The 16,233-nt window shown below is 68.7% G+C and carries 17 protein-coding genes, 1 pseudogene and 1 other annotated feature; of the genes and pseudogenes, 12 read left to right on the top strand and 6 right to left on the bottom strand.

The annotated features are described in order from the left end of the window. Window positions 1-91: 91 nt before the first annotated feature. A complete protein-coding gene (locus ACZ4UV_RS46110) occupies window positions 92-748 on the bottom strand; it encodes an MBL fold metallo-hydrolase (protein WP_351717833.1) in 657 nt (218 codons plus the stop codon). A 17-nt stretch (window positions 749-765) separates the two neighbouring features. Continuing rightward, a complete protein-coding gene (locus ACZ4UV_RS46105) occupies window positions 766-2,292 on the bottom strand; it encodes a carotenoid oxygenase family protein (protein WP_351717713.1) in 1,527 nt (508 codons plus the stop codon). Window positions 2,293-2,498: 206 nt separating this feature from the next. Between ACZ4UV_RS46105 and ACZ4UV_RS46100 the strand changes: the two genes are divergently transcribed. Continuing rightward, complete coding sequence (locus ACZ4UV_RS46100; protein WP_467847324.1) at window positions 2,499-3,437, top strand: LysR family transcriptional regulator; 939 nt, start codon at window positions 2,499-2,501, stop codon at window positions 3,435-3,437. 93 nt (window positions 3,438-3,530) lie between these two features. Here ACZ4UV_RS46100 and ACZ4UV_RS46095 read toward each other — a convergent pair whose 3' ends face one another. After that, window positions 3,531-4,937 carry an MFS transporter gene (locus ACZ4UV_RS46095; RefSeq protein WP_467847320.1) on the bottom strand — a complete coding sequence of 469 codons (1,407 nt, stop codon included), beginning with the start codon at window positions 4,935-4,937 and terminating at the stop codon, window positions 3,531-3,533. Between the two features lie 222 nt (window positions 4,938-5,159). Here ACZ4UV_RS46095 and ACZ4UV_RS46090 point away from each other — a divergent pair, with 222 nt between their 5' ends. After that, window positions 5,160-5,915, top strand: a complete 756-nt coding sequence (locus ACZ4UV_RS46090) for an SDR family NAD(P)-dependent oxidoreductase (protein WP_351717719.1) — start codon at window positions 5,160-5,162, stop codon at window positions 5,913-5,915. Window positions 5,916-5,945: 30 nt separating this feature from the next. On the opposite strand, the gene ACZ4UV_RS46085 is transcribed toward ACZ4UV_RS46090, so the two are convergent. Continuing rightward, window positions 5,946-6,761, bottom strand: a complete 816-nt coding sequence (locus ACZ4UV_RS46085) for an IclR family transcriptional regulator (RefSeq protein WP_467847312.1) — start codon at window positions 6,759-6,761, stop codon at window positions 5,946-5,948. Window positions 6,762-6,868: 107 nt separating this feature from the next. Here ACZ4UV_RS46085 and ACZ4UV_RS46080 point away from each other — a divergent pair, with 107 nt between their 5' ends. The 5 genes from ACZ4UV_RS46080 (at window position 6,869) to ACZ4UV_RS46060 (ending at window position 11,587) form a co-directional block, all read left to right on the top strand. Further along, window positions 6,869-7,435, top strand: a complete 567-nt coding sequence (locus tag ACZ4UV_RS46080; protein ID WP_351717723.1) for a carboxymuconolactone decarboxylase family protein — start codon at window positions 6,869-6,871, stop codon at window positions 7,433-7,435. A gap of 82 nt (window positions 7,436-7,517) precedes the next feature. Continuing rightward, entirely contained in the window at window positions 7,518-8,390 is an 873-nt protein-coding gene (locus tag ACZ4UV_RS46075; protein WP_467847307.1) for a fumarylacetoacetate hydrolase family protein, read from the top strand. Continuing rightward, on the top strand, window positions 8,387-9,250 hold the full coding sequence (locus ACZ4UV_RS46070; protein ID WP_351717727.1) for a fumarylacetoacetate hydrolase family protein: 864 nt from the start codon (window positions 8,387-8,389) through the stop codon (window positions 9,248-9,250). Before ACZ4UV_RS46075 ends, ACZ4UV_RS46070 begins: the two co-directional genes overlap by 4 nt. A gap of 70 nt (window positions 9,251-9,320) precedes the next feature. Further along, window positions 9,321-10,097: an SDR family NAD(P)-dependent oxidoreductase gene (locus tag ACZ4UV_RS46065; RefSeq protein ID WP_351717729.1), complete on the top strand. Its 777-nt coding sequence runs from the start codon at window positions 9,321-9,323 to the stop codon at window positions 10,095-10,097. A gap of 284 nt (window positions 10,098-10,381) precedes the next feature. After that, window positions 10,382-11,587, top strand: coding sequence for an IS110 family RNA-guided transposase (locus ACZ4UV_RS46060; RefSeq protein WP_467847300.1), 1,206 nt, complete (start codon window positions 10,382-10,384; stop codon window positions 11,585-11,587). Here ACZ4UV_RS46060 and ACZ4UV_RS46055 read toward each other — a convergent pair. Continuing rightward, the gene (locus ACZ4UV_RS46055) at window positions 11,580-12,065 is read right to left on the bottom strand and encodes a hypothetical protein (protein WP_467847296.1); all 486 of its coding nucleotides are present in this window, start codon (window positions 12,063-12,065) and stop codon (window positions 11,580-11,582) included. The genes ACZ4UV_RS46060 and ACZ4UV_RS46055 overlap by 8 nt on opposite strands. A gap of 232 nt (window positions 12,066-12,297) precedes the next feature. Between ACZ4UV_RS46055 and ACZ4UV_RS46050 the strand changes: the two genes are divergently transcribed. The 4 genes and pseudogenes from ACZ4UV_RS46050 to cutA all read left to right on the top strand — a co-directional run bounded on the left by ACZ4UV_RS46050 (window position 12,298) and on the right by cutA (window position 14,054). Then, window positions 12,298-12,558 (top strand): hypothetical protein, encoded by a 261-nt coding sequence (locus tag ACZ4UV_RS46050; RefSeq protein ID WP_467847293.1) that lies wholly within the window; start codon window positions 12,298-12,300, stop codon window positions 12,556-12,558. Next, window positions 12,516-12,627, top strand: a sequence feature (AL1L pseudoknot). It overlaps the preceding gene by 43 nt. Continuing rightward, window positions 12,555-13,145, top strand: a pseudogene (locus tag ACZ4UV_RS46045) (IS3 family transposase); the annotation flags it as partial. It overlaps the preceding feature by 73 nt. The gene ACZ4UV_RS46050 and the pseudogene ACZ4UV_RS46045, both read left to right, overlap by 4 nt. 151 nt (window positions 13,146-13,296) lie before the next feature. After that, window positions 13,297-13,455 carry an integrase core domain-containing protein gene (locus ACZ4UV_RS46040; RefSeq protein WP_467847290.1) on the top strand — a complete coding sequence of 53 codons (159 nt, stop codon included), beginning with the start codon at window positions 13,297-13,299 and terminating at the stop codon, window positions 13,453-13,455. 278 nt (window positions 13,456-13,733) lie between these two features. Beyond that, complete coding sequence (cutA, locus tag ACZ4UV_RS46035; RefSeq protein ID WP_467847286.1) at window positions 13,734-14,054, top strand: divalent-cation tolerance protein CutA; 321 nt, start codon at window positions 13,734-13,736, stop codon at window positions 14,052-14,054. 70 nt (window positions 14,055-14,124) lie between these two features. On the opposite strand, the gene ACZ4UV_RS46030 is transcribed toward cutA, so the two are convergent. Further along, complete coding sequence (locus tag ACZ4UV_RS46030; protein WP_467847282.1) at window positions 14,125-15,366, bottom strand: helix-turn-helix transcriptional regulator; 1,242 nt, start codon at window positions 15,364-15,366, stop codon at window positions 14,125-14,127. Between the two features lie 130 nt (window positions 15,367-15,496). Here ACZ4UV_RS46030 and ACZ4UV_RS46025 point away from each other — a divergent pair, with 130 nt between their 5' ends. After that, complete coding sequence (locus tag ACZ4UV_RS46025) at window positions 15,497-16,021, top strand: ATP-binding protein (RefSeq protein ID WP_467847280.1); 525 nt, start codon at window positions 15,497-15,499, stop codon at window positions 16,019-16,021. Window positions 16,022-16,233 lie beyond the last annotated feature (212 nt).

Below are 16,233 nucleotides of genomic sequence, written 5' to 3'. Positions count from 1 at the left end.
ACACCGATCGCACGGCCGGGGAGACGGGGTGCCGCACGGTCGGGTTGGGGGCGTCGCACGGCCTGGGAGACCGGGTGCGGCAGGGGCGGTGTCAGGACGGGAGCCGGGAGAGGTGCGCCGGCATCCCGGCCACCAGCCGGACGAAACGGGTGGCGGCGTCCTTGCCCACCGTGGCTCCGACGATCCCGTCCACCACGGCGTGGCCCATCGTGCTCAGGCCGCCGTCGTGGACGGCCACAGCCAGCCGGGGCTTGATCTCCCGAACGTAGTCGATGACTTCGCCGGTTCGGGACCAGGGACCCTGGACCGGCACAAGGAGCGTGTCCACCGGGCTCGGCGGCACGGTGAAGGCGTCACCCGGGTGGAAGACCGTTCCGGCCACGAGGAAGCCGACGTTGGGGACGCGCGGAAGATCGGGATGGACGAGTTCGTGAAGTTCGCCGTGCACCTCGACCTCGATGCCGTCGACGTCGAAGGTGTCTCCGTCCCCGACGACGGTGACCCGGTCACCGATTCCGTCGAGCCTGGCCGCCACGGACCGGTTGGTCCAGATCCGCAGGGCGGGATTGGCCTCGGCGGCTGCCCGCAGCCAGTCTTCGGCGAAGTGGTCGGCGTGTTCGTGGGTGACGAGCACGGCGTCCGCGTCGTCGAGGGCATGGGGCTCGGTGTACTCGCCCGGGTCGATGACGATGACGGCACCGGGTCGTTCGAGGCGGACGCAGGCGTGACCCCATTTGGTGAGCCGCAGATCCGGCTGAAGCGAGCTCACCGCTGGAGCTCCTCGGCCGGGACCCACGTCCCGTGGAAGCCGTACCGGAGCCGGAAGGGGATCTTCACGGTGGCGATGGGGCCGGCGGCGATGTCGAGAGCGTCGAGGACGACCAGGTCGTGCCGGTTCTGGTCGCGTCGGCCGATCAGCGCGAGCAGGTAGCCATCGCCCTCGGCGGAGCCCTCCGACTTCGGCACGAACACCGGCTCCTCGGGTGCGGCGTGCTCGCCGGGGGCCCAGAAGGTTGTCTCGCCGGTGTGGTCGTCGCGGTGGATGAGCGAGTTGAACGGCGGGCCCATCGGACCGACCTCGCACTTGGGCACATCGGGGTGCATGCCGCCGATCCACGCATGCCGGTTGCGCTCCATCAGCACGCGCGGGTCGACCCGGGGCATGTCACCGGGAGAAGCGATGAGCTGCTCGCTGCGGTAGGTGTCGGTGGCGTCCTCCCAGTGCGGTGCGCCGCCCTTGAGGTCGAACATCCAGCGGTGCAGGAACGGAGGCTGCTCGGGCAGCGGACCCACGGTCGTGATCGGGAACTGGGAGAACCAGCCGGACTTGGTCGTGAAATGGTCGGCGACCACGCTGTCGCCGTCCGTCCAGGCGTTCAACGAATGCGTCTCCATGAGCTGTTCGCTGCGGAACCAGCGGATGCCGCTCACGCCCTCCTCGCGCGGGATGATCGCCACATACGTCTCCTGGTTCGGGTCCCAGACGAAGTACTGTGCCTCCCGCTTCAGCTGTTCCAGATCGGCGACCATGGGCGAGATGGTGAAGACGAAGTGGTCCCGGGTGACCAGCCAGTCGTGCACCATCGACGAGTACGGCACCTCGAAGGTCTGGGAGCGCGTGACCTTGCCGGAGGCCGAGATCTCGTAGATGTGGATCTGCTTGTCGGGCAGACCGCTGGCGTTGTACGCGAAGGCAATCAGCTCGCCGGTGCGCGGGTCGTGCTTGGGATGGGCGGTGAAGGTACGCCCCGGGATCTGGCCGGAGAAGTCGTGGACGCCCCGGGTCTCCAACGTCAGTGGGTCCAGCTCGTACGGGAGGGCCGCCTCCTTGAGCGCGAGCAGCTTGCCGGCGTGCCAGATGATCGAGGTGTTGGCGTTGCCGTCGTCGATCCCGGACACGGACGGGTCGTCGGTGTAGGGGTTGCGGTAGGCACCGAACAGGGCCTGGCGGGCCTGGCGTTCCAGCTCGAAACGCTTGGTCCGGACGTACCTGGTCTTCAGATCGGCGTGGCCGTTCTCGAACCGCACCATGTGGATCATGCCGTCGCCGTTGATGTACACGTCGTTCGGGAACCGTGGGGGGTACTGGGTGTCCGCGGCGGCGCGGTAGAAGGCGCCGTTCAGCTCGGGCGGGATGCGGCCCTCGATCTCCAGGTCGTAGACGTCGGCCTCGATCCGGGAGGAGGCGAAGAAGCCGCGGAACTTGGGGGTGTCCGGCCATTGCATGGTCTGCGGGGGCGGCTGGGTCCCCACTTGCTGGCGCGTCGTGTCCGGCTGCGTCGGAACGGCCATGGCGTCCTCCTCAGGGCATGGCTGATCAAGCGAAGAATCGGATTGATGTCTGCCGTTGATGCCTTCCGGCAGAGGGCGGCGGTGAGAAATGACACCCGTGCGCGCGGCCCGAGATCTGGCGTTCATCTGCCCGTAACAGCGATGATGGTGCCGGAGCTCCTGGGGCGTCCAACAGCGGAATGCGCAGGAAACGATCGGAGAGTCCGATGGATCTTCGGCAGATGGAGTACGCGGTGGCGATCGCCGACGAGCTCAACTTCACGCGGGCTGCCACACGCTGCCACATCGGGCAGTCCGGCCTGAGCCATCAGATCGCCGAGCTGGAACGAGAGGTCGGGACCCGGCTGTTCGACCGTACGAGCCGCAGCGTCCGGCTGACTCCCGCCGGTCAGACGTTCGTCGCGGGCGCCCGAAGCGTGCTGAGAACCGTGCAGGAGATGAGTGCGGCGATCGCCTCCATCGACGGAGACGTGCAGGGACAGCTACTGCTGGGAGCAATGACGCTCACGGCCGGGGACATCGACATCCTGGGCCTGCTGCGGGAGTTCCAGGAGTCACATCCCGCAGTCGAGGTCATCGTGTCCGATGCCGCCAGCGCGACGGCGACCGCACAGCTGCTGACCGGTGAGCTGGAGGTGGCCGTCCTCGCGCTCCACGAGGAGCAGCTGCCGGCCGGGATCGCTCACCACCTGATCCGCCTGCACCCGCTCGTAGCCGTCGTCGGCCGCCGGCATCGCCTGCGCGGCTCCGGCGTCACGAGCCTCGGAGCGCTGGCCGACGACCGATTCCTGGACTGCACACCCGAGACGGGTCTGCGCACGCAGGTGGACGCGGCGTTCGGCCGCGTGCGGGCGCGGCGCCGCAGTGCGTGCGCGTTGCGCAACGCGGGCGATCTCGCCTCGCTGGCCTTGGAGGGGATCGGGGTGAGCGTGGTGCCCCGCCCGGTGGCTGCGGCGATCGTTCCGGCCGAGTACGCCGACTGCGTGCTGCGGCTCGACGACCCGCAGGCTCTTCTGCCCCTGGCGCTCGCACACCGGGACCCCGCTCCGACCTCGCCCGCAGCACAGGCGTTCCTGCGACTCGCGCTCGCCCGGCTGGCCCCTGACAGCGCCACCGGCATCGACGCCGCCTCCCTGTCCGGCTGACACCTGGCCCGAGGACCGTGCGCCACATGCCCGACCTGCACCCGGGCAACCGCCGCCTCACGGGAGGCGGCGGTTGCCCGGGTGCTGTGGGGGCTACTGGCCGAGTTCCTCCAGTGGCGCCTGCTTGGTCTCCATGCCGAAGCGGGCGGTGACGGCCAAGCCGACGACCAGGACGGCCGCGAAGAGGCCGAAGACGAAGGCAATGCCGTTGTCTACGAGGGCGCCGATGACACTGGGGGCGAGGACTGCGGCGAATCCGCGCCACGAACTGGCGCTCAGGGTGCCCCAGGAGCGCATGCGGGTCGGGTAGATCTCGGCGGTGTAGGCGTACACCAGCGGGTCGATGGCGCTCACGCCGAGCAGCATCAGGCCGCCGCTGACCAGCAGCGCGGGCCAGGTGTGGAGAAGGCCGGTGACACCGAGGGCGACCGCGAGCAGGGCCCCGACGAGCGAGATCGTGTAACCGGTGAGAAACCAGCGGCGTCGGCCCACTCGGTCGACGGTGGCTCCGACGACGATGATCAGCGCGATGGAGGCGAGGGTGACCGCACCGCTCAGGAGGCTGGCGGTCGCCGGGGAGACACCGACCCTCTTGACGTAGAGGCTGGGCATCCAGGCGGTGCCTCCGAGCAGGGCGAAGAACACGGTGAACCACAGCACCCAGGCCGTGACCGTCCGTCTGCGGTACTGCGGCGACAGCAGCTCCGTGTGGCGCGTCGCGGCCAGGTCGGCGCCCGGCGCGCTCCCGGCCGGGGTGTCGGGGACCGGCGCGGAGGTGGCCGTACCGGCTGCGGTCTCCATGGCGGTGACGATCCGCTCCGCCTCGGCGAGCTGCCCCCGGCGGATCAGGACGCGCGGCGACTCTGGCAGCAGGCGCCAAGCGGCCAGGGCGACCAGCAGCGGGGCGCCGCCGATGGCGAACAGCAGGCGCCACGCGGTCTCGGGGCTGGTGGACGCGAGCAGCGCGGCCGCGGTCAGCGAGGTGGCCAGGTTGCCGAGCGGCGAGGCCAGCTTGTAGAGAACGGTGACCCTGCCCCGTTGCCGGGCGGAGACGAACTCGCCCAGCAGGGCCGACGCCACGGGTACTTCGGCGCCGAGGCCGAAGCCCTGGATCATCCGGAGGGCGCCCAGGCTGGTGCTGCTCCAGGACACGGCCGAGATCAGAGCGAACACGCCCATCACGACCAGGGCGGCCAGGAAGACGCGTCGGCGCCCCAGTCGCTCGCTGACCAGGCCGAATCCGATCGCCCCCGCCGCCTGCCCGAGGAAACCGGCGCTGACCAGCAGGCCGGCCTGGCTGGAGCTGAGGCCGTAGGTGGCGGATACGGCGCTGAGGACGGTGGCGATGGAGACGATGTCGAAGGCGTCGAAGAAGGTTCCCGCCCCGAGGGTTCCTACGACGCGGGCGTGGAAGCGGGAGACCGGGACGCGGTCCATCCGGCTGATCAACTGGTCGGCTTGCAGGGCTTGTTGGGTGCTCTGCGCATCTGTCACGGCCATGGCGGCAGCTCCTCGTCGAGCTTGCAGGGGGGATGCGGCCCTGCGCGAGATCCAGCCACTTTCACTGAATAAAAGTGGCTTGTTCCATCCGGAAGGAACCAAAGCACCGGCGCCAGGCGGTGGTCAAGAGGCCGGAGGTGATGGACACCGCCACCTTGTCGGAGTTATCGTCCCAGCAATTTTTGAAAGCAGCTTTTATTGAACGAAAGCAGAGGGGTCGTCATGGGATGGTTGGAGCTGGAAGGCCGCCGAGCGCTCGTCATGGGGGCTGGAGGGCTGGGTGCCGCCTGCGCCCGGGGCCTGGCGGACGCCGGGGCGCGCCTGGCCGTGGTGGACGTGGACGAGGCGAGACTCAAGTCGCTGCGGGACGATCCCGCCCTCGCGGACACCGACGTGCGCGTGCTTCCGGCCGACGTGACGACCTCGGAGGCGTGCGAGGAGGTCATCGGGGTGGCGGCCGCCGAACTGGGCGGGCTGGACGTGCTGGTGCACGCCGTGGGCACGAACGACCGCCGTCCGGTGCTGGACACCCCGGACGAGGCGTGGGAGCGGATCGTCACACTGAACCTGTCGACCGCCTTCTGGGCCGGGAGGGCGGCGGGGCGCCTGATGCGCGACGCCGGCCGGGGCAGCATGGTGTTCTTCTCGTCGGTCTCCTCCCGCCTCGCGCACAAGCACCACGCTCCATATGCGGCGAGCAAGGGTGGCCTTGACCAGCTGATGAAGGTGATGGCCCGGGAGTGGGCGGCCGACGGCGTGACCGTCAACGCGGTCGCCCCCGGCTACACGGAGACCGAGCTGACCAGCGAGTACCTGGCCAGGCCGGGGATGCGCGAGGAGATGGTCGGGCTGGTGCCGGCCGGGCGCCTGGGCACGCCGGAGGACGTGGTGGGAGCGGTGCTGTTCCTCGCCTCGCAGCGGGCGTCGTTCGTCACCGGACAGGTCCTGTACGTGGATGGCGGCCGCACCCTCGTATGACCGCGCCGGACCGGAAGGCCGCCAAGGCCGTCAGCTGCCACCGAGCAGCCGCGTGATCTCCCGGCAGGCGCCCAGCAGCGGCGGGCGCAGTTCGTCGAGCAGGCGGGTGACGGGGAACTCCATGGCCGGAACGGCCACGTTGACTGCGGCGACCACCGAACCCGACGCGTCGAAGACGGGGGCGGCCACCGAGCGCAGTCCGTAGGCGAGCTCCTCGTCCTGCACCGCCCAGCCCTCCTTGCGGATCTCGGCCAGGGCGGGTCGCAGCTCGGCGAGCGACCGCATCGCGTTGGGGCCGGTGGTCCCGGCGAAGGACGCTTCCGTCAGGCGCTGTTCAAGCTCCGTGTCGTCCAGACCGGCCAGCAGCACCTTGCCGATGGAGGTGCCGACCGCGGGAAGGCGGGAGCCGACCTGGATGTTGGCGGTCACCAGATCGTTGTTGCGCAGCCGGATCAGGTACAGCACGCGGTCGTCGGACAGAGTGCCGAGGTTCACCGTCTGACCGGTCGCCGCGGCGAGCCGACGCAGTTGCCCGTCGGCCAGTTCCACCAGATCCATACCGCGCAAGGCCGAGAAACCGAGCGTGAGGACCTTCGGAGCGGGCCGGTAGGCGCCGTCCGGCAGCTGTTCCAGAAAGCCCTCGGTCACCAGGGTGGCGGCCATCCGGAAGGCGGTCGGCAGCGGAACCCCGGTCTCGGCAGCCATGTCGGTGAGCTTCATCGACGGTCGCTGTTCGGAGAACAGCCCGAGCAGCCGCAACCCCTTGGCCAGCGCCTCGACGTGGTAGCTCCGCTTCGACGCGGAGCCCTCGGAGGACGGGGAGGTCGGTTCGTCACGCGGCGGCACTCGGGGCTCGCTTTCTGTATGGGCGCACCTGACAAGGAACTTTCATTGTACGGAAGTCGATATCACGCAAGAGAGCTCTTGCGTGACGAGGAGGACTCGAGGAACTCATGGCAGAGCGACTGACCGGGCTGCTGCCCGGAGAACTGGACGAGGAACAGGCGGAGGTCTACCGGGCCATCACCGGCGGCCCGCGCGCGGCCGGGTCGCAGGCGTTCGCACTGACCGATCCGGAAGGACGGCTGCGCGGCCCGTTCAACGCCATGCTGCTCAGTCCGCCGGTGGGCCTTGCGGTGCAGGCCCTCGGCGCGGCAGTGCGATACGGATCCGTCCTGGGCGACCGGGCACGGGAACTCGCGATCCTCGCCGTGGCCGCACACTGGAACAGCACCTTCGAACGCGAGGCCCACGAGGCCGTGGGCCGGGCCGCCGGACTGACCGAGCCGGAGATGGCCGCACTGCGTACCGGCACGGTCCCAGAGTTCGGCGACCCCGGCGAGCGGGCCGCCCTGCGGGCAACCTTCGCGATGCTGCACCACGGGACGCTGAGCGACGAGGAGTACGCCGACGCCGTGACCGCGGTGGGAGAACGGGGCCTGTTCGAACTGACGACGCTCGTCGGCTACTACGCCACCCTGGCCCTTCAGCTTCGAGTTTTCGCAGGTGAGGGGCCTTGACAGGCCGTAGCCGACCCATCAATACTCATGCCGTATTCACCCAGCGAATTCCACTTTCATCCATCGAAAGTAGGCAGGCCCCGTGAAGCTGATCACCTTCGACGACGGACGTGTCGGCAGGCTGGAACTGGAAGAGCGGCTGGTGCTGCCGCTGGAGGTGAGGAGCACCCGGGAGTACTTCGAGCGTGACGGCCAGGTCCGCGAGACTGGTGATCGGCTGTCGCTGGACGACGTACGGCTGCGCGCGCCGATCGTGCCGAAGAAGTTCTTCCACACCTCCGGGAACTTCCGGGAGCACGAGGACGAGTCGAAGAACGTCGACTGGTCGCACCCCATGCACAAGGGCATCGTCTTCTTCCAGAACGTCGACGCGATCGTCGGCCCCGACGAGCCGGTCATCTACCCCGAGCACCTGACCAGCGAGCTGGACTACGAGCTGGAGATCGCCGTCGTCATCGGCAAGCCAGGCAAGTTCTTCGGCGTGGACGACGCGCCCGACCACATCGCCGGTTACGTCGTCTTCAACGACGTCACCGCCCGCGACATCCAGCGCCGCGAGATGGAGTCCGGCGTCTTCTCCTTCTGCAAGGCCATCGACACCTTCTGCCCCGTCGGCCCCTACATCGTCACCGCCGACGAGATCCCCGACCCCCAGAACCTCGACATGGAACTGCGCGTCAACGGCGTGGTCCGGCAGAAGTCCAACACCAACCGCATGTCCGTCTCCATCCCGCACCTGGTCGCGTACCACTCCCCGCAGGGCTACAGCGCCGGCGACCTGATCACCACCGGCACCGTCCAGGGCGTCGCCGGCTTCAGCGGCGACCCCGACATGTACCTCAAGCCGGGCGACGTCGTCGAGGCCGAGGTCGAGCGCCTCGGCGTGCTGCGCACCCCCATCGTCAGCTGGGAAGAGGGCCACGGCACCCCCGTACCAAAGAAGGTGGACTGGTGAGGCTGGCAGTCCTCGACGGCCGCGCGGTGGTGGTCCGCGGCGACGGGGCCGCGGGCGTCCGCTGGGCTTCGCAAGGACGACTGCCGGACGACCCGATGGCCCTGCTGGAGGACTGGCCCCGCGTGCGGGACTGGGCGGCCGGACTGCCCGACGAGGCGTACGACACCCCCGTCGACCCCACCGCACTCGACGCGCCGGTGCCGCGCCCCCGCCAGATCTTCGCCGTGGCCCTCAACTACCCGCCGCACGCGGCGGAAGCCGGCTTCACCCCGCCCGACGAGCCGCTCGTCTTCACCAAGTTCCCGTCCTGCATCACCGGCCCACACACCACCGTCGCCCTCCCCGACGGCAGGGTGGACTGGGAGGTCGAACTCGTCGCCGTGATCGGACGCGAGACGTACAAGGTGAGCGAAAACCGCGCCTGGGACGCCGTGGCCGGCCTGACGGTGGGCCAGGACCTCTCCGAACGCGTCACCCAACTCCAGGGAAAGCCAGCTCAGTTCAGCCTGGGCAAGTCCTTCCCCGGCTTCGGCCCGACCGGACCCGTCCTCGTCACTCCGGACGAGTTCGAGGACCCGGACGACCTAGAGATCACCGGACTGCTCAACGGTGCGGCCGTCCAGCACGACCGCACCAAGTCCATGGTCTTCCCGGTGCCGGACCTGATCGCGCGCCTCTCCGCCGTACTGCCGCTGTTCCCGGGCGACCTGATCTTCACCGGCACCCCGGCCGGGGTCGGCAACCGCATGAACCCACCCCGGTACCTCACCATGGACGACGAACTCGTCAGCGGTATCGAGGGCATCGGCGAGATCCGCCAGCGCTTCACCGGTCCGGCGCGGCCTCCGCACGCCCTCTGAGCGCCCCAGTACACCCCGCACCCGACCGTCGCAGACAAGGACCCCCATGTCCGAGCACACGCCGCCACCCATGCCCATCCCCCGTCGCTTCGAGGGCCGCACCGTGCTGGTCACCGGCGCCGGCACCGGTTACGGCGCCGAGATCGCCGTCCGTGCCGCGCGGGAAGGCGCCCAGGTCGCCGTCCACTACCGCAGCTCCGCCGCCGGCGCCGAGCAGACCGTCACCCGCATCAAGGACATCGGCGGCCAGGCGTTCACCGTGCAGGCCGACATCGCCGTCCACCAGGACGTCATCCGCATGGCCGAGGAAGTGTTCGGCCATTACGGCGGCTTGGACGTGCTGGTGAACAACGTCGGCGACGTGGCGGGCGACCAGATGTCCTGGCGAGACCTCACCGAGGAGTCCATCGACCATGTGCTCGCCGTGGACGTCAAGGGAACCATGCTGTGCGTGCACGAGTTCGGGTCCCGGATGCTGGAGCAGGGGCACGGCGCGATCGTCAACATCGGCTCCACCGTGATCGTACGCGGCAGCGCGCGGGCCCCGCAGTATGCCGCCGCGAAGTACGGCATCCTCGGCATCACCAAGTCCTACGCCCAGGCGTTCGCACCCTTCGTACGGGTCAACACGTTTGCGCCCGGGTTCATCGAGACCGACACCCTCCTGAACCGCGCGGACTGGAAGTCCGGACGACGGGAGGACATGATCGCCAAGACGCCGATGAGCCGTATCCCGGGCCCGGCCGAACTCGCCGGCACCGCCCTCTTCCTCGCCACCGACGACGCCTCCCACATGACCGGCGTGTACCTCAACGCCGACGGCGGCTTCAACATGATCGGCGCGTGAGCGACATGACCGGCCACCGGGACGCCGGTCCGGTGGCCGCCCCCCCCCGTTACCGTCTTCGTGGCTCCGCAACGGGGCCTCCGGCCTTCGGGTCCGGCATGACTTCCCCCCCTTGTTGTTCATGATCCGGGGGGTGGTGTCACCGGGCCCGGAGGCATCGACGGGCCGCTGATGAGGGGCTTGAGCACCGGCTTCACCCGAGCCGGAAGAGCTCTCCGTAACGTGCATGTGGCAGCTCGGTGCCCTGGCAAGGCCGGACGAAAGCGTGATGGAGGGGCCTGCACGTGATCGACACCGGCGACATCGACGTCTTCCTCGGCCTGGACGTCGGCAAGGGCGAACACCACGCCACCGCCGTCACCCCGGCCGGGAAGAAGGCGTTCGACAAGCGGCTGCCCAACACCGACCCCAAGCTCCGCGAGCTGTTCGCGAAGCTCCAGGCCAAGCACGGAACGGTGCTGGTCGTGGTCGACCAGCCGGCCTCCATCGGGGCCCTGCCGCTGGCAGTCGCCCGGGACAGCGGCTGCCCGGTCGCCTACCTGCCGGGCCTGACGATGCGGCGGACCGCCGACCTCTACCCGGGTGAGGCGAAGACGGACGCGAAGGACGCGTTCATCATCGCCGACGCCGCCCGCGCGATGCCGCACACACTGCGCGCGATCGATGGCGAGGACGAGACGATCGCCGAGCTGGAGATGATCGTCGGGTTCGACGACGACCTGGCCAGCGAGGCGACCCGGGTCGCGAACCGGCTGCACGGCCTGCTGACCCAGATCCATCCATCGCTGGAACGGGTCCTGGGACCACGGTTGCAGCACCCTGCCGTCCTCACGCTGCTGGAACGGTTCGGGTCCCCGGCCCAGATACGCAAGGCCGGCCGACGGCGGCTGATCACCCTGCTGCGACCGAAGGCGCCGAGGATGGCCGAGCAACTGGTCGAGGAGATATTCGCCGCGTTGGACGAGCAGACCGTGACGGTCCCGGGCACCGAGGTGGCCGCGTTGATCGTCCCGAGCCTGGCCGGCTCGCTGACGGTCGTGCTTGACCAGCGGAAACTCTTAGCCGGGCGGATCGAGGAACTCCTGGAGGACCACCCTCTTTCCAAAGTCCTGACGTCGATGCCAGGAGTCGGCATCAGGACCGGAGCCCGCATCCTGATCGAGGTCGGCGACGGCAGCACCTTCCCCACCGCCGGCCACCTCGCCGCCTACGCCGGACTCGCCCCGGCGACCCGGAGCTCGGGCTCATCGATCCGCGGCGAACAACCATCCAGGAGAGGAAACAAGCAGCTCAAACGGGCCTTCTTCCTCTCCGCGTTCGCCGCTCTGAGCGATCCCGCGTCCCGGGCCTACTACGACAAGAAGATCGCCCAGGGCAAACACCACACCCAGGCCCTGCTCTGCCTCGCCCGACGCCGGGCCGACGTCCTGTTCGCCATGCTCCGTGACGGAACCTTCTACGAACCGCAGTCGTCGGCCCCCGTCACCTGACCTGCGGGTCTGCGAGGAGAACGACTCGATCAGCCTCGACATCGAAGCCGAGCACCGGACGGCCATAGTCGCCTTCCGGATCCATCAGCACCGGCTTGCCCAACCGCCGCCCGATCTCCCGAAGGAAGGCACAGAACACATCAAGTCGGTCCTGCCCCTGCAACTCCCGCAGGTCGACGTCGAAGTCGACTTCATCGTCGGCATGAAAACGGAAGATCGCCAACACACCGGCAGCCGGCCAGACCCGCAGGTCCGGACACTCGGCATCCGCCGGACGAGACAGCACAGCCTCCGCCCGGGGCACCGGAAGCACCGTCTCTCCCTCGGAGTACTGGCACTTCCAGCCCTTCACCGCGACAAGGTCGAGGACCGCCTGCCAGTCCTCCACCGGGGTATTCGGGACACGGACGTCCGGCAACGACCCCACCAAGTCCGGGTCGAAGAAGGAACTCACGTCATCCCACAGCAGATGAGCCACCCCGCCATGCTGCCCGGCTCTCCGGCCCAACGCACCCTCGTTTCCCTTGACCAAAGGGATAGGGGCACCCCCCCGGACCCCAGCCCCGGTCTCCCGAAGATCTCGTGTGTTGCACCGCCGGCGGCACCGGGGCAGCACTTCAGGGTCATCTTCCCTGGCGTCCGCTCGGCGCAGAGCCGCGCCGATCATGTCGCCGATGTCCGTGCGTTGACTCACTGGGTCAGGGGGCAGCGTGTCGAAGACGGCACGGCGTACAGCCTCGACGCGACCGGGGCCCCGCCCCAGGAACCTCGGCATTCATTCCGAAGCCATGCGGCACTGGGTGAAGAAGCACGATGCCCACGCTGCCCCGCAGGCTGCTGCCGCCCGTGACGAGTCCGCGCCGATCCGCCAGCTGGAAAAGGAGGACGCCGAGCTGCGGCCGGCGAACGAGATCCTCCAGGCCGCGGCTGCTTTTTTCGCAGCGGAGCTCGACCCTCGACCGCCGCGCTGATCCGTTTCATCGACGCTCACCGTGACCGGTTCGGCGTCGAGCTGATCTGCCGCACCCTGGCCATCGCCGCCTCGACGTACTACGCGGCCAAGCGCCGTCCGCCTGCGGACCGGTCATTGCGCGATGCTGAGCTGACCGCCGCGATCCGGCGGGTCCACCAGGCCAACTACGGTGTCTACGGGGCGCGCAAGGTCTGGCACCAGCTGCGGCGCGAGGGTATACCGGTGGCCCGCTGCACGGTCGAGCGCCTGATGCGGGCCGAGGGCCTGGCCGGAGCGGTGCGGGGCCGCAAGGTCCGCACCACCTTGGCCGGCAAGGACGGCCGGCGCGCGGGCGACCGGGTCAATCGCGACTTCCGTGCGGCCGGCCAGGACCGACTGTGGGTGGCGGACTTCACCTACGTGCCCTGCTGGGTCGGCACCGTCTACGTCGCGTTCTGCCTCGATGCGTTCTCCCGGCGGATCCTGGGCTGGAAGGCATCGACGAGCAGGCACACGAGCCTGGTCCTGGACGTGGTCGAACAAGCCCTGTGGCAACGCGGCTACCGGCCGAACGACCAGGTCACCGGGCTGGTGCATCACTCGGACGCGGGCAGTACACCTCGATCGCCTTCACCGAGCGCCTGGCCCAGGCCGGCATCGCCCCTTCGATCGGCAGTGTCGTCGATGCATACGACAACGCCCTCGCCGAGGCCACCATCGGCCTGTTCAAGGCCGAGCTCATCAACCGCCGCGGACCGTGGAAGACTTCACGGACATCGAGTTCGCTACCGCCGAGTGGGTCGATTGGTACAACCACCGCCGACTCCACGGAGCTCTCGGCCACGTATCACCAGCCGAATACGAAACCACCTACCATCACCAACACACGCACGCCAACGAACCCGTCAGCACGTGACATCCCAGCTCTTCACCGAACCCGGAACGGTTCACTCGGGTGTGCCCGCGGGCTTGTGCTCCCACCAATCGCATGGTTCCGCTTGGGATGCCGTAACTGCCCCCAATCGTCCTCGGACAGGGGCGTCGCCGCCTTGATGGCTCGGCGACCCACATGATCGGGTCGGGTCTGTTTAGCGGAAAGTCCAGCACGGGCTGGGATGGAGCTGTTTCAGCAGCGTGACGTGTGCCTTTGACCGCTCGGTAGAGTCGCGGTACCCGAGTTGGAGAGGTAATGGCATGGCCAACGAGATTGTGATCGCGCAGACGACCAGCGACAACGAGGATCAGGCGAAGGCGCTGGCCCGTGGCGCGGTCGAAAGCAAGCTGGCAGCGGGCGTTCACATCGATGCGCCAATCACCGCCTTCTACTGGTGGAAGGGGGAGGTCGAGACGGCGCAGGAGTGGCGGATCTCGTACATGACTACGACGGACCGTCTCCCGGCACTGGAGGCGTGGCTGCACGAAAAGCACCCGTACGATGTCCCCCAGTGGATCACGCTGCCGGTGACCGGCGGGTCGGAGGCGTACCTGTCCTGGATTGTCGAGGAGACGGCATAGGTCTGCGGAAAGACGGACCGGCCGTACGACTGCGTTCGCGTCCTGGGCTTGTCCGAGTCCGCATAGGGACTCAGGATGCGAACTGCCGCAGATGGCGGCTGAGTTCCTGCTCGCTGTCCGGAAGCGACGCTGCGATGGTCGCTGCACGCTCCTTGCCCATCGTGTTGGGCTTGGCTTGTGCCGCCGCCGTGAACTGGCGCGACACGTAGACGCCTTGGTCGACGTCACCTCCGCGCAGCAGGGCCGAAGCGAGATCGCCGAGGACCACGACGCCTCCGTCCGGGAGCTCGTCTCCGAGGCGGTCGACTGCGGTGTCTGCTGTAGCGATGAGTTCGGGACGCCCCAGCTGCCCGTATACAGAGAGGGCCAGCGAGTCCATGCGGTACGGGGTCACGAAGCGGACCCACGCCTGCTCGCTGGTGTGATCCGCGAAGTCGTAGGCGAAACGCGCTCGCTCCAACGCCCGGAGCGCCCCCATCTCGTCGCCGACCGCCGCGGCCTCCTCCGCGTGCCTCCCGAGAACCCAGGCGGCAGCAGTAGCGTTGCCGTGGCCTCGCACATCGCTGGCCGCTTGAGAAAGGAACTCCAACTTCGCCTTCGGCGTCGAGGCGCCGTAGCTGCTGTAGGTCAGGGCCAGGGCTCGGAGCGGAGGGTGCCCGGCGGTCGTCGCGCACTGGGACGTGACCTTGTAGTAGGCGTCGGCTTTTTCGTGCTCACCCAGATCCCAGGCCACCCAACCGGCAAGGGCGGCGGTTTCTCCGGCGGCGATAGTGAGAGCCCGCTCGTGCTCGCCGGCACGTGGCAGAGCCGCAGTGATCGCGTCAAGATGCGACTCGACCGTGCTTTGTAGCCGCCGGGCGCTGAGGTTGAGTTCCTGGACATGCAGTTCAGCAGCACGGTCGATGAGCACGCCGACGGAGGACGAATCGATCTTGGCCCCCCTGCTGAGGGCGATGGCGAGGCGCCCCCAGGGCTCGGCAGCCGCGCTCACGCCGGCAGCGGCGCCACCCAGCAGCGTGCGACGCTTCACGGCGTCCTGGTCCTCCCCCGCATGGGCATGCCCCTTCCTCTTCCGAGCGCGGGCAGCCTTGGCCTCCCGCTGTAGTTCCTCGAAGGGGACACCGCAGGCCGCCGCGATGTGGCCGATTGTGTGATTGGTAGGGATGTTCTCGAAGTTCTCATAGCGGCTGATCTCACGGCGGGTCATGGTGTCCCGGCCGGAGACAGCGTTGATTGCCTCTGCCTGCTCCTCCTGCGTCCGGCCCGCATCCTGCCGAAGCCGCAGGAGCAGGTCGGCGAACGGATCTGCCATGAGTGTGACCTCTGTTGGTGGGCGGAATCCAATCATGGCCTTAATTCCCCTCCAACTTTCCCCCTTGACAGATTTTCCCCCCTCTGGATTCCCCTGGTCGACGGTGTCCCCACGCGGTGCGATAGCCCCCATGACCAGGCTCCAAGAGGAGACCCCGCCCGGCGGGGGCATCCGTAGCTTTGCCGACGTGGCAGGCGTGTCCAGCGCGAGGTCGGTTCACGAAGACCGGCACACCGCATCGGCGAGGCAAGGCATACCGGCGGCATCCCATGGCTGTCAGTCGGCCTTTCTCCCTGATCTCGCGAGAGTTGGGGAGATGCGGCAGACAGCCGGGGCATTCCTACGGCGGTGCCGTGTTTCGGAGCCGGTGGCGAGGGTCGTCGTACTGGCCGTCTCGGAGCTGGTCACCAACGCCGTGGTTCACGGTGAGGGAGAAGTCGTGCTCCGGATCACGGCGGCCGTCGACATGGTGCGCGTCTCGGTCACCGATCACAATCCGGTCCCAGCTGTACTCAAGGAAGCCGGACTCGACGGTGAATCGGGTCGCGGGATCCGGCTTGTCGATGCGATCTCAGACGCGTGGGCGAGCAACGGCAAGGAGACGTGGTGTGAGTTCCGGTACGCGGTCTTCGCCGCTTCGGTGCCGCGGACATGACGCTGACCGGTGCCGTCGTCATCGCTCTGGTCCTCGGGCCGACGGCCCGGCTGGTGCTTCACGGCGAGCGGGCGGCCGGCCCTGCACCAACCGCCGAGGAATTGCCGCCGCCCGGCAACGCTCCCCCTCACCCCCGTGACCACCGACCTGCCTTCTGCCCACCGTTCCAGGCCGCTGCGGCGGCCCCGATACCACCCCGGACGCACGGGGCT

Source organism: Streptomyces sp. NPDC028289 (genome assembly GCF_055565975.1).
The sequence above is the reverse complement of the archived record's forward strand: the minus strand, read 5'-3'. Positions and strand labels throughout refer to the sequence as shown.

Coding starts and splice junctions, on each gene's coding strand:
- ACZ4UV_RS46080 (WP_351717723.1), top strand. CDS start 6,869: ATGGCAGAGCGACTGACCGGGCTGCTGCCCGGAGAACTGGACGAGGAA.
- ACZ4UV_RS46090 (WP_351717719.1), top strand. CDS start 5,160: ATGGGATGGTTGGAGCTGGAAGGCCGCCGAGCGCTCGTCATGGGGGCT.
- ACZ4UV_RS46100 (WP_467847324.1), top strand. CDS start 2,499: ATGGATCTTCGGCAGATGGAGTACGCGGTGGCGATCGCCGACGAGCTC.
- ACZ4UV_RS46025 (WP_467847280.1), top strand. CDS start 15,497: ATGACCAGGCTCCAAGAGGAGACCCCGCCCGGCGGGGGCATCCGTAGC.
- ACZ4UV_RS46105 (WP_351717713.1), bottom strand. CDS start 2,292: ATGGCCGTTCCGACGCAGCCGGACACGACGCGCCAGCAAGTGGGGACC.
- ACZ4UV_RS46095 (WP_467847320.1), bottom strand. CDS start 4,937: ATGGCCGTGACAGATGCGCAGAGCACCCAACAAGCCCTGCAAGCCGAC.
- ACZ4UV_RS46030 (WP_467847282.1), bottom strand. CDS start 15,366: ATGGCAGATCCGTTCGCCGACCTGCTCCTGCGGCTTCGGCAGGATGCG.
- cutA (WP_467847286.1), top strand. CDS start 13,734: ATGGCCAACGAGATTGTGATCGCGCAGACGACCAGCGACAACGAGGAT.
- ACZ4UV_RS46065 (WP_351717729.1), top strand. CDS start 9,321: ATGCCCATCCCCCGTCGCTTCGAGGGCCGCACCGTGCTGGTCACCGGC.